This is a genomic window from Amycolatopsis sp. NPDC043887 (genome assembly GCF_056435665.1).
Genome location: NZ_JBWKEB010000018.1, coordinates 118,253 through 141,233 on the forward strand (window position 1 = coordinate 118,253; position 22,981 = coordinate 141,233).

A 22,981-nucleotide genomic window follows, 5' to 3' on the forward strand; every position below is an offset into this window, starting at 1 on the left:
GAACAACTGGCACAAACCCAGGCCGGTAGGACATCCGGGTCCATGCAGCCTTACCGGCAGAACGGGGCGTCGATCTCTGCCGGTTGCCTCGTCTTGCTCTCGCCGGTTCCGGAGTTGGCGCGGCCGCTCGGCCCTGGGCCTGTGGGCACCTGATGGTGAGCCGGGAGTCCTTTATGGACTTCAGGATCGAGCGTGGCAGGTAGTGAAGGCCTCCTTCCCTACCCTGAGGGTAGGGAAGGAGGCCTTCACGGAGCGTCGGGACGTGGACATGCCGAGGGGCCCGTCGCCGGTGGGCGGGCTCCTCGGGGTTCAGCGGTGGTGCAGGGTGTTGTGTCGGGGGTTGTCGGAGCGGATCTCGGTATTGGGGTGGGATGAATTCCGGTAGCCCGTCGGCTGTCATGCGGGCTTGCCAGTCGCCGTGGTGGATCAGCCGGTGATGGAAACCGCACAGCAGCACCAGATTCCGAAGATCCGTCGGGCCACCATCTTCCCAATGGTGAATGTGATGAGCGTGGCAGCGCTTCGGCTTCCACAGTTCCTGCGGCAACTCGGGAAGAAAGGTCTCGGACACCCCTCAACAATACCGCAAAACAATCGAACAAGCGTTCGCAATTTTAAGCAACAAGCGAAACGCGCGAACAACACTGAAGGGTGAACCGGCCACCGAGCTGCATCACCTAGAGCAAGGCGGCCGAAAACACTCGCACTTAGTCGACTAATTGCGAAGAGAACCACCGGAAGGGGTAGTCGGTGGCCCATGCGTGCCAGGCGCGGCACTGCCGCTGTACTCCTTGAGACCGGCGACCAGTCCCGCCACATCGGGCACGTTCTCGAACCGGCGCCGGTGCACGTCGGCGATCTTCGCGCCGATCTCCGAATCCGGGTCGTCGGTGATGTCGTGGGACACGAACGTGTCGATCAGCGGAAGTCCGGACCGGTCCATTTCGAGATGCGCCGGATGATTCACGTATTCCTCGTAAGCCTCGATGTCTTCGAGCACCGTGACGGCGCCGTAATCGAATTCACCGCCGAAGTCAGGGCTGACGGCACGTGCTTTGATAGCGGGAATGGTGTGGATGTGCTCGCCCATCCGCGCGAGCCCCGCGGCCTTTTCCTCCTCGGAGACGCCTGCCTTGAGCGTGAACCGGACGCAGTGGTAGATCATCGGGGTTCCCTTTCACACAGACAGGAAATCGGCGGCGTGGTCGCGGGCGAAGTCGGCGACGTCGCGCGCGCGTTTTCCGGTCAGGTCGGTGACGGCCGTGTGCACTTCGGCGGCTTCGCCCCTGGCGTAGTGCGCGTAGTCCTCGATGAGACCGTCGATCTGCCACGGCGGGAGCAACCCGGTCAGCGCCGCGGCGAACTGGTCGGCGGAGGTGTCGTGGAAGGTGACGTTCCGCCCCATGGCGGCCGAGAGCGCCTGGGCGATCTCGCCGTGGGTCACCGCACGCGGTCCGGTCAGCGTGTAGGTCCGGCCGGCGTGCCCCGTACCGGTCAGCACGGCCGCGGCGGCGTCCGCGATGTCCCTGGTGTCCACGGCGCTGACGGCGGCGTCGCCGATGGGTGCGGCGAAGAATCCCTGCGCGATGGTGCCGGCGAAGGCGAGCAACGCCTGCAAATAGAGATTGGGACGCAGCACGGTGTGCTCGATCCCGAGTGATCGGACGTGCGCCTCGACTTCGGCGTGCCAGCGCAGGAACCGCACCGGTGAGTCGGCGCGCGCCGCGTACTGCGAGAGCAGCACGAGCCGGTTCACACCCGCCTCCCGGACGAGGTCGGCGAACCGGATCTGGAGCGAGGCGGCGTCGGGAGCGGAAGGGCTGTTGAGGAACGCCGCGTCGACGCCTTTCAGTGCCGCGGCGACCGCTTCCGGGTCACGCAGGTCGGCGACGACGGTTTCGGCGCCGGGAACGGAACGACCGGGGTCCCGGGTCATCGCGCGGACGGCGACGCCGCGGGCTCGCAGGGCGGGGATCAGGGCGGTTCCGATGGTTCCGGTCGCGCCGGTCACCACTACAGTGTCCATTGTGGAATGTCCTTTCTCGACAAAGTTCAGTTACGGGTTTTGACTGCGGAGAAGAGTGCTACCGCGAGGGCGATTACCACGAGCGCGGCTTCGCCGAGGAACGCGGTCGTGAACGAGATGTCCCCGTGCGTCCCCGCGGCGCCGATGGCGATTCCGGCGAGCGCGGCCAGCCCGACCGCGCCGCCCAGTTGCTGCGCGGCGTTCACCAGGCCGCTGAGCAGACCCGACTCGCCGTCCGCGCTGTCGCGGACCGCCATCGCGGTGGCGTTGACGGCACCAAGGCCGAGCCCGGTGCCGATCAGCAGGAACGCGCCCAGCAGGCTGACGGAGAAGCCGCTGGTCGTCGGATCCCCTGCCAGCCAAAGGAATCCCGCGAGCAGGACGGCGAGGGCGGACGGCAGCGCGCGGGCGAGCCCGATCCGTTTCGCCAGTATCGGCGCGAGCACACTGCCCACGATGATCATGACGGCGAGCGGGAGCTGGGCCATGCCGGTCGCCAGCGGGCTCATCCCGAGTACGTCCTGCTGGTACTGGGGCAGGAAGAAGAACAGGCTGGTCAGGGTTCCGCCGATCAGCACCATCACCAGGTTCGCGGTGACCACCGGCTTCCGGCGGAACACGCCCAGCGGGACCAGTGGGCGCGAGGAACGCCGCTCGACGAACACGAACGCCGTCAGGGAAACGAGTCCCGCCACGAGACCGGCGACCGTGCCGGGCGCGGTCCAGCCGGCGTCGGAAGCCGAGACCATGCCCAGCGCGACCCCGGAGATCCCGAGGGTGATCGTGACGGCGCCCAGGGCGTCGAACCGGCCCGGCCTGCCGGGCACCGGCGGCACGGCGCGCCACACGACGATCGCCCCGACGGCGCCGAACGGCACCGGGGTCACGAACACCGCCTGCCAGCCGAGCAGTTCGGTCAGCGTTCCGCCGAGGAAGACGCCGACGAGACTGCCCGCCCCCGCGACCGCGCCCCAGATCCCCATCGCGCGCGTGCGTTCCGCGGGCGACGAGTAGAGGCCGAGGACGAGTGAGAGCGCGGCGGGCATCAGGACCGCCGCCCCGATTCCCTGCCCGATCCGCCCGGCGATCAGCAGCCCGCCGCTGGTGGCGAGCGCGCAGAAGGCCGACGCCGCGAGATAGACGGCCATTCCGGCCAGGAACACCCTCCTGGCCCCGAGCACGTCGGCGAGACGGCCACCGAGCAGCAGCAGGCCCGCGAACGTCACCAGGTAGCTGTCCACGACCACCGTGAGTTCGGCGGCGCTGAGCGCCAGGCCCTGCCGGATCGTGGACCCGGCGAGGTTCACCATGGCGGCGTCGAGGATGACCAGGAACATGGCGCTCGCCAGGCCGAGCATCGCCACCCCGCGCGAAATCCGTTTCGTCGCTCGTACTGTCATGCCGCCACGATCGCGCGGGAACCCGTCCGTTCGCGTCGGCGACAATCACCTACTTCGCCTCGCTAGGGTTCAGACCATGCCCACGACGTCCCCCCGTTCGCTCGTCGGCAGACGAGCCGAGATCGATCGCCTCCTCGCCCTCCTCCACGCGGCGGGCCGGGGCGAGGGCGGGGTGCTCGTCCTCCGTGGTGAGCCGGGGATCGGCAAGAGCGCGCTGCTGGACCACGTCGCACGAGCGACGGCGGAGGAGTTCCGGCTCATCCGCGCGTCCGGGTCGGAATTCGAGGGTGAACTGCCGTTCGCGGCACTGCATCAGCTGTGTGTTCCGGTGCTGGCGCATCTCGACACGCTGTCGGCTCCCTACCGCGAATCCCTCCTCGTCGCTTTCGGCCTTGCCGACGGGGCGCCGGATCCGTTCCGGGTCGGTCTCGCCGCGCTCGAACTGCTGGCGACCGCCGCGGGGACGCGTCCGGTGCTGTGCGTGGTCGACGACGCGCACTGGCTGGACACGGCGTCGGCGAGGGCGTTGACGTTCCTGGCGAGGCGGATCGCGGCCGAACCGATCGCGATGGTGTTCGCCGCCCGTGACCAGGATCCGGTTCGCGGGCTGGACGAATTGCCGGGGCTGACGGTCGGCGGTTTGAGCGATACGCAGGCGCGTGCCTTGCTGGCCGGGGAAAAGACCGTGACGCTGGACGAACGCGTGCGCGATCGCCTGCTCGCCGAGGCACGCGGCAACCCGCTCGCGCTCATCGAACTGCCGAAGGCGGGTGGTTTCGCGCCACCGGCTCCGTCGCCGATCGCGAGCCGGATCGAGCGGAGTTTCCGGGCGAGAATGGCGGAACTGCCCGCGGACGCGCGGCGGCTACTGACCCTCGCGAGCGCCGATCCCACCGGCGATCCCGGCCTGCTGTGGGCGGCCGCGCGGCGGCTGGACATCGACGTTCCCGCCGCGAGCGCCGAGGCCGAGGCGTCCGGGCTGATCCGGTTCGACACGCGGGCGCGCTTCTGCCATCCGCTGGCGCGTTCCGCCGCGTACCGCGCGGCCGAACCGGGGCAACGCCACACGGCCCATCGGGCGCTGGCCGAAGTCACCGACCCAGAAACCGCCGGAGACCGGCGGGCCTGGCACCGGGCCCAGGCCACCACCGGGCCGGACGAACAGGTCGCGGCGGAGCTGGAATTGTCGGCGTCGCGTGCGCAGGCGCGCGGAGGTGTGGCGGCCGCGGCCGCGTTCCTCGAACGTGCGGCGGCGCTTTCACTCGACCTCGTCAAAAAGACGGAGCGGACACTCGCGGCCGCGCGGACCACGCTGGAGGCGGGCGCGACGGACGCGGCGGCGGATCTGCTGGCCAGCGTCGACACCGAGACCTTGGATGTTCCCCAGCACGCCTCGGTCGACCTGCTTCGCGGGCAGATCGCTTTCGTCCAAGGCGCGGAGGGGGCCGTCCGGGGGCCGGAACTCATCCTGCGGGCAGCGGAGCGCCTCGCCGCCGTCGATCCGGAGCGGTCACGCGAGTTCTTCGTCGCGGCACTGGAAATGGGGCTCGTGGTCGGACGGGCCGCGGGAGTCCTGGACCGGGTTCTCGACGCGGCCCGCACGGCGCCTCCCGCCTCAGGACCGCCGGATCTCCTCGACGCGCTGGTGCGGTTGACCACCGAAGGACACCATTCCGGTGTGCCGGCGCTTCGCCGGGTTCTCACCGGCGACGATGCCGGCTGGACCAGGACACCGGCCCTGGCCACCGTGCTCGCGGGCGAACTGTGGGACATCGGCCTGCACGCGACGATCGTCGGCTGGCTGGTGCGCACCGGCCGGGACACCGGATCGCCGATGACCATCCGGCTCGGCCTGTCCCAGGTCGCGTCGCACGCGGTGCTCACCGGGAACTTCGGGCGGGCGATGGCCGCGATCGCCGAAGAGGAGGCGATCGCGGACGCCGTCGGCGATCCGCCGCAGCTGTACCCACGCGTGCACTTGGCGGCGATGCGCGGCCGCCGCCGGGAAGTGCTCGACCTGTTCGCCGAAGCGACGACCCGCGGCAACGGGCAGCTGACCGCGAACGCCCACTGGGCGACGGCCGTGCTGTACAACGGGCTCGCCGACTACCCGGCCGCGCTGGACGCGGCGACCCGGGCCGTGGCGAGCGGCGACCTTTTCCTCACCGGCATCGCGCTGCCCGAACTCGTGGAAGCCGCGGTGCGGTGCGGGAAGGACTCCGTCGCCCGATCGGCGCTGGACTCCTTGACCGCCCGCACCGAGCCCGCGGGAACCGCCTTCGCCCTCGGAATCGCGGCGGGCGCGCGGGCCATGGTCAGCGACGAGGAACCCGACCACCTGGAGGCACTCCGGTACCTGGCGGACGACCCGCTCGCGGTGCATCTCGCGCGGGCGCGGCTGCGGTACGGCGAGTGGCTGCGCCGCGCGGGCCGCCGCCGCGAGGCGCGCGAAAACCTTCGCGCCGCGCACGAACAGCTGTCGCGGATCGGACTGGAGGCGTTCACCCGGCGGGCGGCCGACGAGCTGCGCGCGACCGGGGAGGTCGCGCGCAGCCGATCCGGGCGTTCCTACGACCACCTGACCATGCAGGAGACGCATATCGCGCGCCAGGTCGCGGCAGGCGCGACCTCGAAGGAAGTGGCCACCCGGCTGTTCCTCAGTCCCCGCACGGTGGACGCCCACCTCCGCAACATCTTCCGCAAGCTCGGCATCACGTCGCGCAGGCAATTGAGGGACATGCCCGATCTCCGCGACGCGGAACCCGGTTCTTGACCATCCCGTTCACGGCTCAGACCGGGATGTCACCCGCTGTCCCCCACTGGGTGGTGAACAGGCCATGGCCGTACCAGGTCCCGTTCGACGGCCGCCACACCACGAAGTCCGCCCGCGGGTCGCCGCCGAAATTGCCCGCCATGGGCACGTCGCCCGCCACACCCCATTGCTGGGTCGCGATACCGAGCACGTACCAGACGCCGTTACCCGGCCGCCAAACGGCGAAATCGGCGCGCCCGTCCGCATTGAAATCGCCGGCCACCGGAATATCGCCCGCGACACCCCATTGCTGGGTCGCGATTCCCCGCACGTACCAGACGCCGTCGCTCGGGCGCCAAACCGTGAAGTCCGCGCGCCCGTCGGCGTTGAAATCGCCGGCGACCGGAACATCACCGGCGACACCCCATTGCACCGTGGCGATACCGAGCACGTACCAGGTGCCATTACTCGGCCGCCACACCGCGAAATCGGAGCGGCCGTCACCATTGAAATCGCCGGTCAGCGGAACGTCGCCGGACACGCCCCACTGCTGGGTCACCACCGCGCCGGTGCTGCTCTGGATGATGTACCAAATACCGTTGCTCGGCCGCCACACGGCGAAGTCGGCCCGATGGTCACCGTCGTAGTCCGCGGCCACCGGCACGTCGCCCGAGACACCCCACTGCTGGGTCACGACACTGCCGTTGCTGCTGCGGATCACGTACCAGACACCGTTACCCGGCCGCCAAACCGCCTTGTCGGCGAACCCGTCGCCATCGAAATCCGCGGCGGGCTTCTGAGACGCCGGCGAGGCGGCGATACCGATATCGTCCGCGCCCGCGGCCGGTGGCATTACGAGCAGGCCCGCGAGCAGACCCGCCAATGCCGTACCCAGCCGAATGGATCTTCGCATTTTGCCGGTACCTCTTTCCGTTCGGTTGACGTGCTCTTCCCAGCCCGCGCTTTTTGACCGAAGATACGGACCGGGGCAGTTCCAGCCTGACACCGGCGGCATGGCCTTGTCAGCAAGGATTCCGTCCAGCGGACCGCGCGAGGGGATTTCAGTGGAGACCAAGAGAAGAGCCAGAAGCGTCCTCGAAGGCGCCTTCACCCTATTGGATGCCTTGGTACGACATCAAGGTGAAGCAGGATTGACCCAGCTGGCCAATTCCTGTTCGATGCCGAAATCGACGGCATACCGATTACTCGAGCAATTGACCGCACTGGAGGTTGTCCAGCGCAACGAAAACCGCTATCGCGTCGGCGCGCAGGCATTCCGGCTCGGCCAATCGTGGCAGCCCTATCCGCGGCTGCTGGAACTCGCGCGCGGCGAGCTCCGGCGCCTGGCCGCGGCCACCCGAGCCAGTTCGGTACTCGCCGTACCCTGTGACGGCCGCATCCTGATCGCCGCCGCCAGCCTCACCCGGCCGGAAGACGGCGTCCTTCTCCGGCCCGGATCGACCGTGCCCCAGCGCACCGGCCGCTTCTGCCCCACCTGGCAAGCGGAACACGAACTCGTCGCCGTCGAAGCGTCCGTCAGGCTGCCGACCGGCCGGACGGTCGGCTCGATCGCGACCGTGCTCACCCTGCCGCAGTCACCAGTCACGATGTCCGACACCGTCGCCCGCGCCGCCCGCACCCTCGGCTCGGCGCTGGCGGACTGAGCGACGTGTGCGGTCTCGCGCTACGGTCCCCTCGTGAGCCCTGCCGATGCCCGCGAAGCCCTCCTGTTCCACTCCGGCGCGCACCCGGATGTGGACGATCCGCGGTGGCGGACAGGGTTTCTCGGTTCTTTGCGACCCTTCAGTGGGTTGCGCGAGGAGAATTATCATGAGGTGATGGCCGCGTTGCGCGCTCTCACCGAACAGCTGCAGGCCGACTCGGTGCCGCGTGAAGTCGTTTCCGCCGTGGTCGGGATCTGCCACTTCGCGCGGGCCTGGGGCGTCGCGCCCGACGGCATGCTCCGCGGGAACGGCCTGATCGACGACGAGGACGCGGCTCGCCTCGATGAGTGGATCTGGACCATCTCCTACGCGCTGTCGATGATCTTGGACGGCGACGCGGCGGAGGCCTTCGCCGAGTACGACCATGAACGTCTCCGGTAGGTGACGGATACGTGACAGGGGGCGATCTGCCGGACTGGCTGCCCGGGTGGTGTGTGGATCACCTGGGCGACAAGCCGGTCGCCGTGCTGTTCGAGGCACGGTCGATCTCGGCGGTGTTCGGGCTGCGGTTGGCCGACCGGGGATTTCCGTGCGCCCGGCCGATCACGCCCGCGACGGGCGTCGGGACGCTGGCCGTGCACGCCGAGGAATCCAGGCCCGGCGGTGAACTGCTGCGCGGCGACTCACCGGACGTCGCCGCGCGCTACGCGGCGGTGTTCGCCCGGCTGATGACCGGACTGGCCGACGTGACCGTCCCGCCGCCACTGCCGAATCCCCGCTGGATACGGTGGGACCACACGGATCCCGGGTTGTGGCCGTCCATCGGGGACCTCGATCGGCGGGACCAGGACGCCGTGCCCGCGTACGTCGTCGAAGCGGCCGAACGGATCCGCGAACGGCTGCTCTCCGCCGACCTGCCCCGCGTACTCGGCCACGCCGACTTCGAAGCGCAGAACCTCCGCTGGCGCGACGGCCGCATCTGGGCCGTGCACGACTGGGACAGCCTGGCGTGGCAGCCGGAGGCCGCACTGGCGGGAGCGGCGAGCGCGGTCTTTCCCAAGACCGGGCCCGCCTGACTGCCGCCGATCGAAAGCTCCGAGGCGTTCTTGTCGGCCTATCAGGACATCCGGGGCCGCCGGTTCACCACCGAGGAGCAGGAGGTCGCGTGGGCGGCGAGCCTGTGGCCGGCGGCCCACGACGTCCGCTGGGAAGTGCTGCACGGCGCTCCCCCGGGTTCGCATGACGTCGTCCGCGCGCAGGTGGCCGAACGTCTGCGCCGGGCGAACACCTGATGGAAGGTCAGCAGGCCCTGACGATGACCGAGTGCGCCTTGCCGCCGAGGTCGAGGATCGTCACGTCCCGGTTCCCGGCGGGCACGCGGACCTGGTAGGTGCCGGTGTCGACCGGGTAGCCGAAGTAGCTGCCCGAGGGCGCTGACGAGGTGTCCGCGACCATCGAGCCGTTGGTGCGGTGGATCGTGGTGGAGACCACTTTGCCGCAGATGTCGGAAACGTAGATCTTGCCCTTGGTCGCGGCGGAGGCGGAGCCCGCGCCGAGGACCGAAATGACCAGGCCGGCGGTGGCCAGAACGGCGAAAACGCGCCGGCGCACTGTCGGTCGAACGAACCACACCAGCCGTGAAACAGCCCCGGAGGTGACCGCGCTCAGCGCTTCGGCGCCACCTTGCCGATGGCGGCGGTGGCCAGTGCGGTCACCCCGTCCTTGACCGGCGCGCCGTCGGTCTGGTTGGTGTAGTCGACGTGGTACACGATGTTGCGATACCGAGCGGTGACCGCCACCGAGTGGCCGCGTTTCCCTTGCTCGACGAGCAAAGCCTCGTCAGCGTCCTGCACGTTCACCGCGACCCCGTTCCGGACCCGGCGTTTCAGGTGTTCCGTCGCGGCGTCCACCCCGGACTTCGTGCGGGTGGCGTGGTAGACGTAGCTGGTGACGATCACGTGCGCCGCCCGGACCTTGTCCTTGATGAAGGTGTCGGTGTTGTTCCAGGCGCACTGCCCCTGTTCCAGGGAGTCCGAGGTCGAGTTGGCCGATCCCGCCTCGAAATCCGTCCGGCCGGGAATGTAGCGGGCCACCTCGCTCTTGTCGAAGACGGCACAACCGATCGGCGCCTTCGCCACGTCCTGCGAGGCGTCCACGGGCGGTGGCGCGTCGGAGCCGCCTTCCCTGACGAAGATCCAGTACCCGCCGAAAGCCAGCCCGAGCACCATGACGGTGCCCAGCGCCAGCAGCACGATCAGCAGCCCGGTCTTCTTCTTGCGAGGTGGCTGCTGGTGGTACTGCCACCCCGCTTGCGGCACGGGATACGACCCTGGCGGACCGGGCTGGCTCATCGAACTCCCTCGGACGTCTTCCTCGAAGCGGTGCCGCGGGCATCCGGTCCCCTCGACACCGAATGCCCGCGGCGCCCCCTGCTCCGGTGACGCTAGACCGATCGCGGCTCCCGGGATGTCCGGTGAACGCCTTACATCGAAGCCTCGTTGAGCTCGGCTAGCGTGATGACACCGTCGTCGAGTGCCCTGGTGACGAGCTGGCTCTTGGTGCGGGCCTCACGTCCGACGTTCGAGTACTTCACGCGCACCCGGGCGATATGCGTGTCGACGGTCTTGACCGTGATGTGGAGTTTCGCGGCGACGAGTTCCTTTGAGGAGGCGGCGAACCATGCCCGCAGTACCTCGATTTCCCGTGGGGACAGGCGTGGCCTGCCCGGGGAGTCGTCCGCGGCGAGCGCGCCGGACAGCGACGGCGCCGTGTACGTCTGCCCGCCTGCGACGGCCCTGATCGCGGGCACGAGATGCTCGGGCCCCTCCCGTTTGGTCAGATACGCGAGCGCGCCGAGATCGATGCATTTGATCGCGGTGGCGTTGTCCGCGTGCTGGGAGTACACGACCACGCGGCGGCCGCTCTCGACCAGACGGCGGAGTTCGCCGAAATCCGGTTTGCGGGGCACCAGCTCGAGATCGAAGATCACCACGTCGGCGGCGGCACCGGGGCCGGTCCACACGTCGGAGAGGCGGGCTCCGGCGTCGACGAGACCGATCGGCGGGTCCGCCTGCTCACACCAGTACCGCACACCCGCCGCGATCGCCGCGTGGTCGTCCACGATCACCGCGGTGATCAGCTCTCCGCCGGCTGCCATTGTGCCTCCATCCAGACTGTTCCGTCACCGTCGAAGATCTCGATCCGCACGTCCGGTGTCCTCGGCGTGGACGCGATCGGCTCCGCGCAGTCCGCGACCACGTTGACCGACACCGATCCGGGGCTTCCGACCACGGTGACCCGCGCCCAGGATCCGGCCGTCGCCAGCGCGGTGAGCGCGGCATCGGTGAGGTCCCGCCGAACGGCCACGGGTGGCACGGGCCAGTGGCCACGCACGTCCAGATCGACCTCGACGCCTTTGCGGTCGGCGATGTCCGCGCACTGTCTCAGCTCGTGCAGCAGCGGGTTCTCCACCTCGTCGGTTTCGGCGAACAGCCGGCGCATCCGGGCCGCTTCGATCGCGCATCCGCGCTGCACCAGGGGATCCGAGGGCGCGAGCGAACCGTCCGCCAGACCTGTCAGCAACGGTACGGTCGTGTCGGTCAGCTCGGCGAGCCGCTGCTCGCGACGGCTGTGCGCGCCCGCCGCTACGGCCTCCGCGGTGCGCAACCGTTCCAGTTCCCGCGTGGCCTCGGCCGCCCGCGCGCCGATCCGGCCCAGCACGGCCGCGACCACGGCGACGCACAGCGGAAGGCCGATCACCGTCACCGAACCGGTGACGAACCGGGCCAGCACGCTCCGGCTCACGTCCTGGAAAAGCAGCAGGTTCGCCAAGGCGAGCGACTCGTGTGCCACCAGGAAGGCCAGCATCGTCCTCAAGGGACGGTCGAGCAGGACGACGATGCCGACCCAGTTGGCCGCGCCGAACATCCAGTCCACCGTGGTCGCCGTCTTGCCGTCCGGCAAGGTCAGGTACGCAAGCGCGGACGCGGCCAGCACGAGGGCGACGGCGGGCCACCGCGCCACGCCCCACGGCCGCCGCAGTACGACCAGCACCACTTCGACGGCCAGTACCGCGGTCAGCGCGGCCAGTGCGGCGAACTGGACGGCGGGCAGTTCGTGGGATTTCAGGCCCCGCACGAGATTACTCGACCCGAGCACGTCAACAGTCAGTATCGCGACGAGCAGCACGGCGATCCGCAGCCCGCGCCTCAGCTGGTCCTGGGTCGCTTCGCCGCCGCTCATGCCGACCACTTCAGCCGGACCACCGTGCCGGCCCCTTCGGCGGAGGTGATCGTCGCCGTGCCACCGACCCGGTTCATCCTGCCGTGCACGGATTCCCGCAACCCGCGTCGCGCCGTCACCCGGTCGCCGGCGAACCCCTTTCCCTCGTCGGAAATCTCGACCGAGAGCGCCTGCGCGTCGCCGCGCAGCCGGACCCGTCCCCGGTCCGTCCCGGCATGGCGGCGCACGTTGTTGAGCGCCTCCCGGACGGCTCCGGCGATCGCACCCGCCACCTCGGACGGCAGCGACAGCCGCGGCGGTACGTCGAGCGCGACGGTCAGGTGGCCGGTGCCGAGGTCCGCGCGGAGCAACTCGACGAGGTCGGCCTCCGGCGATGTCCGCCCGTCGTCGAGGAAACGCAACCGGGCCAGATCGCGGCGTGCCTGCGGGGCCAGCCAATCCGCGTCCGGGGGCACCTGCCCGAGGCCGACCATCAGCAGGGTGGTGGCCGCGGTGTCGTGCAGCGAGTTCGCCAGCTCACGTTCCTCGGCGCGGACCGCTGCCGCCACGGCGGCCTCTCGGCGCACCTGTTCGGCCTCGGCCGCCGTCCGATCGGCGCGTTCGGCCGCGCGGGTGACGAGCACCCAGGCCACCCTGGACATCGCGGCCATCGCCGGCACCCACACCTGCGACGCGCTCAGGGTGAGCCCCGCTGCGGCGAAGACGACGAGCATCCCGCCACCGGCGATCAGCGCCGCGAGGGCACCGGCCGGCAGCGGGGTGTGCCATTGCCAGGTCACGCACGCGAAGACGACCAGGAGCCGGAGCCAGCCCGTGTTGCCGTCCGCCTCGGCGTCGGTCCAGAAGACGGTGAGGCACAAGCCCAGCAGCACCGCCACGTCCACGGCGATCGGGGCCCGCCGCAGCCACCATCCCCGCGCGCAGGTCCAGACCACGGCGACGGCGACCACCACGGCCGTGGCCGCGAATGCGGCGGGTGAGCTCCTGAGCAGGCCGATCGCCGCTATGGGCGGCAAGGTCGCGACCCGCACGACGACGGCATACCGGTGTCCGAAACTGGTCAGCAGCCGCCCGGCCTCCCCCGCCACCCGTTCCCTCGCCAACCGTCGAACCCGGCAAACCTCGCGCGGGTGACCATACCGGCCGACGATGTCGGGTGGTGCCGATTCCGGATGACCGGTACGAAGGTCAGCGGCTCACTGACCGTCCGGGGCGGAGAACCCTCCGGTGATTGGTTCGAGCCGTTTCGAGTCGGTCTCGGTCGATCCTGGTTCCCGCCGAAGCAGCTAGTGTTCATGGTCGGCGGTCGGGATGCGGCAAGGCTGAGGCGGCTGGCAGATCCAGTCCGGGTTTGCGGGCCGACCGATCATGAGGAGCAGCGGCCGCACGTCGAAGGGCGACCTTGCCAGGGTGTCCGGTGCGGCCGTGCCGGGTCGAGATCGCCTGTGGCGCTGTGTCCCTTTACAGTGGGGTTCCAGCGTGACCGATCTGGCCAGGTGGGGGAGGCCGCGTAACCGACGCCCGCAGGACCGGGAAGAGAAGCGTGGTGAAATCGTCGCCGCGGCCACGCGGTTGTTCGTGGAAGAAGGCTACGACCCCACGACGGTGGCGCGGATCGGGCGTGAGGCGGGGGTGACCTCCAACACCGTCTACTGGTACTTCAAGGACGAGGTACTGGTCGCTGTGCTGGACGCGCTGTTCGCGCAGTTCCTGGCCGGCGTGGCGGAACGCTCGGCCGAACCGCCGGTCGAGCAGTTGTTGTGGGCAGTCAGCGAGTTGCGGCGGGTCGATCGGCTGATCACGACGGTGCACGCCAGGGTCGCGGCATCGGAGTCACTGCGGGTATGGCACGACGGCTTCCACGCACAGGTGGAGACGATCCTGAGGTGGCATCTGGCCGCGTTGGGCGTGCCGGAGACCGAGCAGGACGCGATGACCCGGATCGGGGTGTTCGTCGTCGAAGGGTTTCCGCCGTCGAATTCGGGAAGGCAGCGACAAGATATGCGCACCTTCACACTATCGCCGACTCGGTTTCGCGTAATGCCAAGTCGAGTTGGCATTACGCACCATTTCGCCGCGGTGCTCGATCGAGAGTGCCCCGCGATCCTCGGTTCCGAGCAGCTACCGGTCAACGACCTTTGGCATGTACGTAATTCTCCGACGAAGGAGTGGGCAGCGTCCCATGGCTGACGACGTGACGGGCGACCTCGTGGATCTGTGACCGGTGACGACGGGCATGCCCGCGAATGAGCTCGAACGCGTCATGCACGTTTGTATCGCAGCGCGCGGCGAGAAAACCCTTCGCCTGTTCGATCAAGGCACGGCTGTGCGGCGCAGCCTGCAGTTGCGAGGCGGCGGCGATCTGACGGCGGATCTCCCGCTCGTGCACGTGCCCGATGGCGGCCGCGTCGGCCAGCGCCTGCACCAACCGGACCTCGGCCATCGACAACCCATCGGTTTCCGAGTGCAGCAACAGCACCGATCCGAATTCCTCTTCGCGCAGCCGTATCGGCACCGAACACACTTGCCGGTACCCGATCTTGTCGACGGCCGCAGCGAAGTCGGGCCACCGACGGCCCACACCGGCCAGATCCATCGGACCGACCAACTCCCCTGCACGAGAACTTCCCAGGACCGGCCCATCCAGACGCGCCAGGTTGAGCACATCGAGCAAGTCGGCGGACTCGCCGGCCGTCGCCGACCTCCACCGTCCGTCATCCCGTGAAGCCAGCATCACGGCGGCAGCGGAAATATCGAACAGCTCGATGCATCGTGCGGCCAACCGAGCGAGCCGCTCCGGGAGGCCGAAGTCCTTTACCACGGTGTCGGTGAGCTCGACCAGGGCGTCAGCCAAGCGCTGTTCTCGTCTCATGTGTGCCTTCCTCTCCACTAAGATCAAGGAACGTGCGACCGCACAGACTCATCAGCGGCGGGAAACATCTTGAGAGACTCTCGGCGACACCCGAGCGTCTGCCTGTCAGTTACCGGGGAAATCGCCAAGCGACGTGATTCCAATTCAATTTCGGCGACCGGGCCAGATTTGTCGAATAAGCGCACCACACCGCCTCTGAGTCTGAGATAAATGCGGCAGCGGCTTCTGCTCAACCGGGCCACAGAACGTAAAATCATAAGGATTGCCACAGCGGAGGGCAAGTGCAATCAAGCGCGTCACCGCCCAGGGACCACGTCAGAACCTGCCCGGCTTGCCGGCCCAGTTCGAGAAGACTCGAATATGCCGTGTGCCCTCTGGCTCGCGCCTGACCAACCGGCGACGCCAGTGCCGAACCGATGTCTTCGCGAACCGCCACACGCTGACCTGCTGGATCACGACATCAGGGTCGCCGGGAGGGCTCGACAGGCACAACGCCTGTGGACAGCCAGCCGTCAACGCATACGCGTCCGCAAACCCTACGCGCCGGGCCGCCGTCGAACTCGCGTTGACGATTGTCGAAGACACTGCCCGTTCACTCTGACGCGGTTCTCGAAGCGTGCAGCAGACCGCAATCCGGCGGTTGGGTCCGCGCGACGACCGGTCAGCGCGCGTCGAAAGGCCCATTGGGCCTGGGCGGACTGACAGGAAAAACCCCGAACTCGATGATGTGGCGGGCAACGTCGCTGATCGGGCAGCGATGTTGGCGGGCGTAGACGGAGATCAGTTCGAACGCGTCAATCACACTCATACTCTGTCGCGCGGCGAGGAACCCCTTCGCCTGTTCGATCAGGACACGGCTGTCCAACGCGCTCTGCAGCTGCGACGCGATGTCGGTCCGCTGACGGATCTCTCGTTCGTGCACAAGCCCGATCGTGGCCGCGTCGGCGAGCGCTCGCGCCAGCCGGATGTCGGATGCCTGTAACCCTTCAGCCTCCGCATGCAGCAGCAGCACTGACCCGAGAACCTCCTCACCCAGCCGCATCGGCACGGACGACACATGGCGGTAGCCGGCCTTGCTGGCGGCGACGGCGAAACCTGGCCATCGGCGGCGCGCGGCGGCTACGCCCACCGGGCCGACGGGTGCGCCGGTACGGCAACTCTCCAGTACCGGCCCCTCCCGCGTGAGCAGTTCGAACAAGTCGGTGGCCGAACCGGACGTGGCAGAGGTCCACCGGCCCGCATCCGCCGATACCCGCACCACGGCCGCCGCGGTGATGTCGAGAAGCTCGGTACATCGCGTAGCCAGGCGATCGAGCTGCCCAGGAACGTCGAAGTCGTTCACCAGGGAGTCTGAGAGCTCGACCAGAGCCTCGACCATGCGCTGTTCTCGATTCATGGAATCCTTCCGCGCCAAGATCAAGCTTCAGACGCCCACGAGGTCACCAGCGAAGAGTCAGAGCCTTGATCACTCGACGGAGGCTTGGCGCGCGTCGCGGAACCGCACCAGATCTCAGATCGTTGGCGATCCCGATATCGCGCCGTCCAGTCCATACGCCCCCTATCCCGTGCGATCCGGGTACCCCGCGGTTGCCACCCACCAGCCCAGGCACGTGATTCCAGTTCAACGATCACTCGCGGACTGGACGGCACCCGACGACCACGGTCAGCAGTACCTCCGACCTCAGTCGCTTGCAGCAACGCGTCAGCTCAACCCCACCACAAACGCAATCAGCCTAAGGACAGTAGTCCAGTGAGAGCAACCCCGGTCACACGATCGGCACCGCGAGAATCGCGGTGTGGCCCTGCTCAGGTCATGGCAGGTCGGAAATTGAAGCTGAGCAGCCTCAGGGAAAGTGCACCTCGTCGCCGGTGTCGGCTGAGCTGACACCGGTTTGCAGCGTCACAACAGCGTTGTCCGCCTGGCGGTCAAAGGCCGACCGACAGCGAGGGTACGCACGATGTGACGCAGGGACGGCGTTGAGATTTTCGAGGACGCGGAGATGACCGTGAGCGCTAGGCGCCGCGATCGGCTATCGCAGCTCATTGCTGAGCGAGCCCGAGATGTGCGACAGGGCTCGGGCTGGATCCCGGTCGTCTGTATCGCCGCCATCTCCTTACGGACGGCCGAGCAGGCGCACGAGCTGGTCGCCTCGAGCGATGCCTGGCCGGGACTCTCGAGGAAACGCAATACACTGCAGGCGATGGTCCAGGCGTCGAGGCCTTCGCTACCGGAAGCCCGGTGCTGGTGAGCGACCTGACCTTCGACGAGCAGCGCCGGCCTGGGTTCGCGGACGGAGCCGCGGCTCGCCCTGACCGACCTCCCCGTCGCCGCGCTGCTCGCCGACTGCGTCGGCGAGGGCGACCAGGTCGCAGCGTGGGCGCGCGAGGACACCACCGGACACTACGGCGACGTGCATGTGGCGACCGGCATGATCGCCGCCCAGCTCGACATCAGCGCTCGTGCTTGACCGGCAGTGACGGTTCGCCCCTCCAAAGGGTGATGTATCGCCAGCACAACCATGATCAGCAATGCCGGTCTCGGTTCCGAGGTCCGGCCGTCGCCGTTTATGGCGACGAAATGATCGTGCCGCGTACATGCTCCCATGATCTTGACTAAGCGCTTGAATCAATACATTCTTCCGACACGGCGCACCTCCATCAATTCGAGCACCGCTGATGATCGCTTGACCAGGCCACGGAGTGGGTACCCGAATTATTCAGCTGCAGCACGCCACCGACAAGATCCGGAAGCATCCAGCGGACGAACAACGATCAGAGGAGAAGCAATTATGTCATCCGACGAAGCGCCGTGCGCGCACGTGCCGATGATTCTCGACGACGTCAAAGGTGCGCTCGACGGGTTGGCTGAGGTGCTCGCCGATGAAACCGACATCAACTCGCTGCTGAACCATGTATGCCACCAGGTCATCCGCGCGGTACCTGGCGTGGACCATGCGACGATCACCATGGTCAGCGAGCACCGGCCAGAAACGGTGGCCTTCACGAGCGAGGACGGTATCGAGCTCGACGCGACTCAGTATGCGACGCGCCGGGGACCGTGCCTGGAGGCGGCGAAGGGCGCCCAGACCAGGCGGGGGAACATTTCCGAGGCGTCGAAACACTGGCCGGAGTTCGCTCCGGCTTCGCGCGCCGCGGACCTCAGTGGTTTCCTGACCGTGCCCCTGATCGTGAACGGCGACTACTCCGGTGCAGTGAACTGTTACAGCCGGCAGGCACAGGGCTTCGCTGAACTGGATGTGCACCTGCTCCAGGTTTACACAAGTGCTGTCGAAGCGATTCTGCGCACCTACCGGCGTTACGAGAAGGCCGCCCAACTGGCCGAGCACCTTTCTATCGCGCTGAGCACTCGGGCGGTCATCGACCAAGCCAAGGGTGTCCTCATCGCAGTCCACGGGTTCACCGACAAGGAGGCCTTCGACCTGCTGGTCGAACAGTCACAACGAGAGAATGTCAAGCTGCGCGACCTCGCGTACCGTTTCCTGGAGACCGTCCGCTTACAGGCGCGAACCGGCCAGTCCTGACGCTCAGACCTGATCCACCCTGCGGCGATCGCAATGGCCCTTTCCATGGCCACTTTTCGTCATTGTCCAGTTGCGGACACGATCACATTGAGACAGGCCTTCCAGAAAGAAACTCGTGTTCGCCGTGGTCACACTACGCCACTATGCAGTTTTCACCCGGCCGCGGTAACGCCAGGGCAGCGGTCCGGATCCAGCGATCAGATCGCACGCCGTCATCTGATTCCCCGTGCCGAGACGGTTCCGCCATGGTCGACCAGTTTAATGGCGAAGATCTGACAATGTCGTATTTCGGCCAAATCGGCGAAGCGTTGTCGAGTCACCTGCGCGCGTTCCCCCTTTCCCGTTCACCATGCCTGCCTGATGCCATAGATACCTCTCCAGGGGTATCCTGAACGACGACCGGGCTCAGGCCCAGGCACGTACGTCAACTTTCAGAGACCGTCTCGCCGGTTCAGCAACGCAGCCGCTGACGGTGATCCCACGGTTACCTACTCGGAGCGCATCGATGACTGGTTTGCCTGATAGCCGCCATTTCGCTCGGATACGTTCACTGGGAACGCCAATGCCTGCTGGGCACGCGATACCGGCCGCGGGTGGGAAGCTGCTGGAGGCCGGACGCTTCCGGCACGGCGACCAGCTGGTGATCGCCGTCGCCGGCGAGGTCGACGTATCCTCCGTGGGGGTGCTCCACCGCGCTTTGTGGCAGGAGATGCCGTCGGTGACGGTTCTCGACCTATCAGAGGTCACCTTCCTCGGCGCCGCCGGGCTCGGCGCCATCGCCGGTGCTGCCGAGCGGGCGAAGAGCGAACGGAAACGGCTCGGATTGGTCGTCAAAAGCCACGTCGTCTCAAGAGCACTGCGAATCGTCGGCATGGATACCTTCATCCCCATTTTCTCGTCCCGCTCAAACGCCGTTCACGAACTCTCCCGCGCACAACGACCGCCGGGGACCCACGCCCAGAACCGGCAAGACAGCGTCGACAGACAGTCCTCATCAATCATCGACGCCGCGATGACGAGATTTCTGGCCGCTTACGCCATGGAAGACCCCCGGCAGAGCAAAGGACGGTGAGGGTGAAAGCCTCGAGCGGGTTTGACCGAGCGCGCTTACCGCACATGGCCAACCAGCGCACGGATATGTCCGATCTCGCTCACGTGGGAACAGGCCGAAACCGACCACGCCCCGGCCGGTGCGCACGGTGAACCGTCGGGCGCCCAGCGACGACGTGTGACTCACGACGGAGATCTGTTGCCGCTTGGCAAGTCCTGCCGGACATTCCGGCTAGTTCCCTCGATCTCCCGAAGTGCGCGGCGCTCGTGCTCGTCGAGCTTCTCTCCGGCCGGCCACAGACCCGTGCGCCAGATGGCACATCGGCTGCCACGTACTTTCCCTCTTTCTCACGTCGGCCGGTGAAACCTGGCTGCTGACATGAAAAACTCTGCGGCCGGGGCGATCTGCCGCATTGGCGCGGATGGCGTGGAAGGGGGGTGCGGCTCCGGGTCGGGCGGCATTCGCTCTGGGTGGCCCGGGGTGTGGTGGCTCAGGAGGTGGGATGACCGGTTTCCGGCGCCGATGGTGCCGTTCGCTCGTACTCGGAAATGGTTCGCTGGCCGCGCATGGGCACCGACCATCTTGCGATCACACTCCAGAACGGGTGAGATGCGAACGTGCGTCAAGCAGTCGGCGCTGATCTTTCCGACGGAGGCGGCAAAGGCGGCGACGAAGGATGATTTTGGAAGACCATGGAGCACCGGCGCGCGGCTTACGCCGCTATGTTGGCGCCGTTGCCCAGGCTTTGGATCTGGACTGGACGGGCTGGTGGGTGCGGCTGGACCCACCGGTGAACGCCTACGTGGCCATCGAGAGCCGGCTACCGAGGTTCCCGACCCGTGACGTCGCATTGCTCTGGGACGAGGAACACGGGTGGTCCGTGGCCGTCGAATCCCTGTGCGGAGAAGAGCTGATTGTTCTGTCCTACGCGGGCAAGGACGTTCTGCCTCCATCACGCGCGGTCGCGCGATTCCTCACCTGCATGTTCCGAGGTCAGTACCCCGGCCAGTTCACCCCGCCCGCTTTCCGCAGAGCCGGCGCGATCGACGATATGCCGGAACGTCTGGCCCGCTACGCCCAGCCATCCGGTACCCCACCCATCACCGGACAGTCCGCCGCGGGCGGATGTGGACCGTGATTCACCGTGGCGAACATTCGCCATTGTCAGAATCGCACGGGGCTCGCCATACCGAGCGGACCACCACCGAGGAGTATTGGCGCGTATCCGCCAATACTCCTGCACGGACAACGCGAACCGTCGGTCTCGGCCTAAAATGAGGCCTTCTCTTATCTCGCGTGCGGAGGAGGACCATGGTCAGGTCGTGGGTGGCGGGAGAGCACGTATGCATCTGGTACGACACCGACCACCAATACCGGCGGCTCGCACAACTGCATTTCCGGGCGGCGGTGGAACAAGGCCATAAGATCACCTACCTCACCAACCGCGTTCCTCCCGGCACCCTGCTCACCTGGCTGTCCTTGACCGGGCCGGAGCTGGACGCATTGACCAGGAGGGAACAACTCGTCATCTCGTCCACCGACGAGTTCTACCGAGCGAGAACAGGGTTTGAGGCGGATCGTGTGATCGGCCGGCTCCAGGCCGAGACCACCGCGGCGACGCGTGCCGGTTACTTGGGTCTTCATATCTGCGCGGACATGACCTGGTCCTCACATGTGCTACCGGACAGCGAGTTGTTTTGGGACTACGAGAGGCAGGTCACGGAACTTGTCGCCACGGACGCGCTGCCGACCTTGACGGGATTCTGTCACTACGATCGGCGGCAGTTCACGAGTGAGCAACTGGACGTCGTGCGCGAGGCCCACTCGACGGCGCTGACCGCCCAACAGGCCGAACAACAAGAACCCCTGTTGCGGATGGCGGCGCTGGACGGGCGACGCGGGCTGCGACTGTCCGGCGAGATCGATCGGTCGAACCTCGCCGAGTTCGCCGCGACGCTGGAAGCGGCCTACCGCGACGATGACGATTTTCACTTGGATGTCAGAGAACTACGTTACGCCGATGTAGCGACCGTCCGGCTTCTCGCCCATGCCGCGGCCAACCTCCGCAACGGGCACCGGCTGGTTCTGAGATCACCAGTTCCCCTGATCCGCACGATCCTGCGGAACTACGGCTGGGACCGGTTGCCGTCCCTGACGTTGGTCACCACGGAGGAGGGGGTGTGAGATGAGCAAGCAGGAAGCCCAGACCGGCGGCGTGTCGTTCTCGCATCAGGCCTGTGTTTACGGCTCTGACGCGGAATTCCTCGAGATGACAACGCCTTTCATCGAAGACGGCCTGACCCGCGGGGAAGCCACACTGGCCGTGACCACACCGGACAACATCGACTTGCTCGTCGACACGCTAGGGGCGAACGCCGACCGGGTCGAATTCGTCGACGCCTACGATTGGTACCGTCACCCCGCCGCGACACTGCTCAAGTACCGCGACTACTACACGGCCCGTCATGCCGAGCGCCCAGGACACGTACGCATCATCGGTGAACCGATCTGGACAAGACGATCAGACCTAGAGACCGCCGAGTTGAGGCGATACGAGTCGATACTGAACGTGGCCTTCGCGGAGTCGTCGGCATGGATCATTTGCCCGTACGACACCCGTGTGCTGGCTCCGCCCGTCGTCGCTGACGCGCATCGCATTCACCCCGCTCGGTGGACAGGGCGCGAGGCGAGGCCATGTCCTGACTATCTCGACCCCGCGATCTTCGTCGATGCCGGCGGCACCCACCCGCTGCCGGCTCCCCCACCGGATGCCGCAGTGCTTCCCTTCATAGGCGACCTGTCCAGCGTGCGGCGGTTCGTCACCGCGCACGCCGCGCTCCAAGGGCTGGCCCGGCAGCAAGCCGCCATGCTCTCGGCGGCCGTCGGCGAAGTCGCCGACCACGTCGCGCGGCACGGTAGCGGTCGCGCGACCATCCGGCTGTGGGCCGAATCCGGGCGTATCGTGTGCGACGTTCACGAGCCTGTCGGGCGCATCACCGACCCCTTCCTCGGTTACCTGCCACCCACGCTCGACGAGGCACCCGGCGACGGTCTCTGGCTCACCCGCCAACTCTGCCGGCATGTCGAGACCTGCTCCGGATACTGCGGTGCCACGGTCCGCCTGCACGTGTCCGGCCCCCATGCCGCGATAGTCCCCTGATGCGGGCGTATCTCGGGGCGGCTCCACGTCGGGGGAGGGGGAACGTGGAGCCGCCAGGGGAATCGTGGCACGATCGCCGGACAACCGTTCTTGACCCAAGTGGTGGTTCAGTTTCCAGGCTGTGTAGGGCAATACCCGATCACCGCGGCAAAATCCCGAGTCGGAGCGGATCGCCGTCTGGATCGGGCAGTTTGTTCCTGGTTGAGTCACATCAGGATCGGGTCGATGTCGCAGTTGGCGCGGGCGCCTCGGCCTGCTGCTTGTGTTCCGGG

Annotated in this window: 22 protein-coding genes and 1 pseudogene; 11 read left to right on the forward strand and 12 right to left on the reverse strand. The window is 67.5% G+C overall.

The window, feature by feature from the left end; translation table 11 throughout:
• Positions 1-309: 309 nt before the first annotated feature.
• The 4 genes and pseudogenes from AC069H_RS35995 to AC069H_RS36010 form a co-directional block, all read right to left on the reverse strand.
• A pseudogene (locus AC069H_RS35995) lies at positions 310-529 on the reverse strand (HNH endonuclease signature motif containing protein); the annotation flags it as partial.
• 186 nt (positions 530-715) lie between these two features.
• Positions 716-1,165, reverse strand: coding sequence for a Dabb family protein (locus AC069H_RS36000; protein WP_478235307.1), 450 nt, complete (start codon positions 1,163-1,165; stop codon positions 716-718).
• 12 nt (positions 1,166-1,177) lie between these two features.
• Complete coding sequence (locus tag AC069H_RS36005) at positions 1,178-2,026, reverse strand: SDR family oxidoreductase (protein ID WP_478235308.1); 849 nt, start codon at positions 2,024-2,026, stop codon at positions 1,178-1,180.
• Between the two features lie 26 nt (positions 2,027-2,052).
• Positions 2,053-3,426 carry an MFS transporter gene (locus AC069H_RS36010; protein ID WP_478235309.1) on the reverse strand — a complete coding sequence of 458 codons (1,374 nt, stop codon included), beginning with the start codon at positions 3,424-3,426 and terminating at the stop codon, positions 2,053-2,055.
• Positions 3,427-3,502: 76 nt separating this feature from the next.
• Between AC069H_RS36010 and AC069H_RS36015 the strand changes: the two genes are divergently transcribed.
• A complete protein-coding gene (locus AC069H_RS36015; protein WP_478235310.1) occupies positions 3,503-6,199 on the forward strand; it encodes an AAA family ATPase in 2,697 nt (898 codons plus the stop codon).
• Between the two features lie 16 nt (positions 6,200-6,215).
• Here the strand turns inward: AC069H_RS36015 and AC069H_RS36020 are convergent, their stop codons facing one another.
• On the reverse strand, positions 6,216-7,091 hold the full coding sequence (locus AC069H_RS36020; protein ID WP_478235311.1) for an FG-GAP repeat domain-containing protein: 876 nt from the start codon (positions 7,089-7,091) through the stop codon (positions 6,216-6,218).
• Positions 7,092-7,191: 100 nt separating this feature from the next.
• Between AC069H_RS36020 and AC069H_RS36025 the strand changes: the two genes are divergently transcribed.
• From AC069H_RS36025 to AC069H_RS36040, 4 genes are all read left to right on the forward strand, one after another.
• On the forward strand, positions 7,192-7,842 hold the full coding sequence (locus tag AC069H_RS36025) for a helix-turn-helix domain-containing protein (RefSeq protein WP_478235326.1): 651 nt from the start codon (positions 7,192-7,194) through the stop codon (positions 7,840-7,842).
• Between the two features lie 174 nt (positions 7,843-8,016).
• Positions 8,017-8,283: a hypothetical protein gene (locus AC069H_RS36030; RefSeq protein ID WP_478227459.1), complete on the forward strand. Its 267-nt coding sequence runs from the start codon at positions 8,017-8,019 to the stop codon at positions 8,281-8,283.
• A gap of 11 nt (positions 8,284-8,294) precedes the next feature.
• Positions 8,295-8,918 (forward strand): phosphotransferase, encoded by a 624-nt coding sequence (locus AC069H_RS36035; RefSeq protein WP_478227460.1) that lies wholly within the window; start codon positions 8,295-8,297, stop codon positions 8,916-8,918.
• A 30-nt stretch (positions 8,919-8,948) separates the two neighbouring features.
• Entirely contained in the window at positions 8,949-9,134 is a 186-nt protein-coding gene (locus AC069H_RS36040; RefSeq protein WP_478235312.1) for a hypothetical protein, read from the forward strand.
• A gap of 7 nt (positions 9,135-9,141) precedes the next feature.
• Here the strand turns inward: AC069H_RS36040 and AC069H_RS36045 are convergent, their stop codons facing one another.
• The 5 genes from AC069H_RS36045 to AC069H_RS36065 all read right to left on the reverse strand — a co-directional run bounded on the left by AC069H_RS36045 (position 9,142) and on the right by AC069H_RS36065 (position 13,187).
• A complete protein-coding gene (locus AC069H_RS36045) occupies positions 9,142-9,453 on the reverse strand; it encodes a hypothetical protein (RefSeq protein ID WP_478235313.1) in 312 nt (103 codons plus the stop codon).
• Between the two features lie 53 nt (positions 9,454-9,506).
• Entirely contained in the window at positions 9,507-10,193 is a 687-nt protein-coding gene (locus AC069H_RS36050) for a hypothetical protein (RefSeq protein WP_478235314.1), read from the reverse strand.
• 131 nt (positions 10,194-10,324) lie between these two features.
• Positions 10,325-10,999 (reverse strand): response regulator transcription factor, encoded by a 675-nt coding sequence (locus tag AC069H_RS36055; protein ID WP_340684095.1) that lies wholly within the window; start codon positions 10,997-10,999, stop codon positions 10,325-10,327.
• On the reverse strand, positions 10,978-12,084 hold the full coding sequence (locus AC069H_RS36060) for a hypothetical protein (protein ID WP_478235315.1): 1,107 nt from the start codon (positions 12,082-12,084) through the stop codon (positions 10,978-10,980). Before AC069H_RS36060 ends, AC069H_RS36055 begins: the two co-directional genes overlap by 22 nt.
• Positions 12,081-13,187, reverse strand: a complete 1,107-nt coding sequence (locus AC069H_RS36065) for a sensor histidine kinase (protein ID WP_478235316.1) — start codon at positions 13,185-13,187, stop codon at positions 12,081-12,083. Before AC069H_RS36065 ends, AC069H_RS36060 begins: the two co-directional genes overlap by 4 nt.
• 376 nt (positions 13,188-13,563) lie before the next feature.
• Between AC069H_RS36065 and AC069H_RS36070 the strand changes: the two genes are divergently transcribed.
• Entirely contained in the window at positions 13,564-14,274 is a 711-nt protein-coding gene (locus AC069H_RS36070) for a TetR/AcrR family transcriptional regulator (protein ID WP_478235317.1), read from the forward strand.
• Here AC069H_RS36070 and AC069H_RS36075 read toward each other — a convergent pair.
• Both AC069H_RS36075 and AC069H_RS36080 read right to left on the reverse strand, forming a co-directional pair.
• Complete coding sequence (locus AC069H_RS36075) at positions 14,213-14,956, reverse strand: ANTAR domain-containing protein (protein ID WP_478227468.1); 744 nt, start codon at positions 14,954-14,956, stop codon at positions 14,213-14,215. The genes AC069H_RS36070 and AC069H_RS36075 overlap by 62 nt on opposite strands.
• A gap of 661 nt (positions 14,957-15,617) precedes the next feature.
• Complete coding sequence (locus AC069H_RS36080; protein WP_478227469.1) at positions 15,618-16,352, reverse strand: ANTAR domain-containing protein; 735 nt, start codon at positions 16,350-16,352, stop codon at positions 15,618-15,620.
• A 1,393-nt stretch (positions 16,353-17,745) separates the two neighbouring features.
• Between AC069H_RS36080 and AC069H_RS36085 the strand changes: the two genes are divergently transcribed.
• From AC069H_RS36085 to AC069H_RS36105, 5 genes are all read left to right on the forward strand, one after another.
• Positions 17,746-18,498, forward strand: coding sequence for an ANTAR domain-containing response regulator (locus AC069H_RS36085; RefSeq protein WP_478235318.1), 753 nt, complete (start codon positions 17,746-17,748; stop codon positions 18,496-18,498).
• A 562-nt stretch (positions 18,499-19,060) separates the two neighbouring features.
• Complete coding sequence (locus tag AC069H_RS36090) at positions 19,061-19,570, forward strand: STAS domain-containing protein (RefSeq protein WP_478235319.1); 510 nt, start codon at positions 19,061-19,063, stop codon at positions 19,568-19,570.
• A gap of 655 nt (positions 19,571-20,225) precedes the next feature.
• A complete protein-coding gene (locus AC069H_RS36095) occupies positions 20,226-20,687 on the forward strand; it encodes a DUF6292 family protein (protein ID WP_478227472.1) in 462 nt (153 codons plus the stop codon).
• Between the two features lie 173 nt (positions 20,688-20,860).
• On the forward strand, positions 20,861-21,733 hold the full coding sequence (locus tag AC069H_RS36100) for an MEDS domain-containing protein (protein WP_478235320.1): 873 nt from the start codon (positions 20,861-20,863) through the stop codon (positions 21,731-21,733).
• Position 21,734: 1 nt separating this feature from the next.
• Positions 21,735-22,709, forward strand: coding sequence for an anti-sigma factor RsbA family regulatory protein (locus AC069H_RS36105; RefSeq protein WP_478235321.1), 975 nt, complete (start codon positions 21,735-21,737; stop codon positions 22,707-22,709).
• Positions 22,710-22,981: the final 272 nt, after the last annotated feature.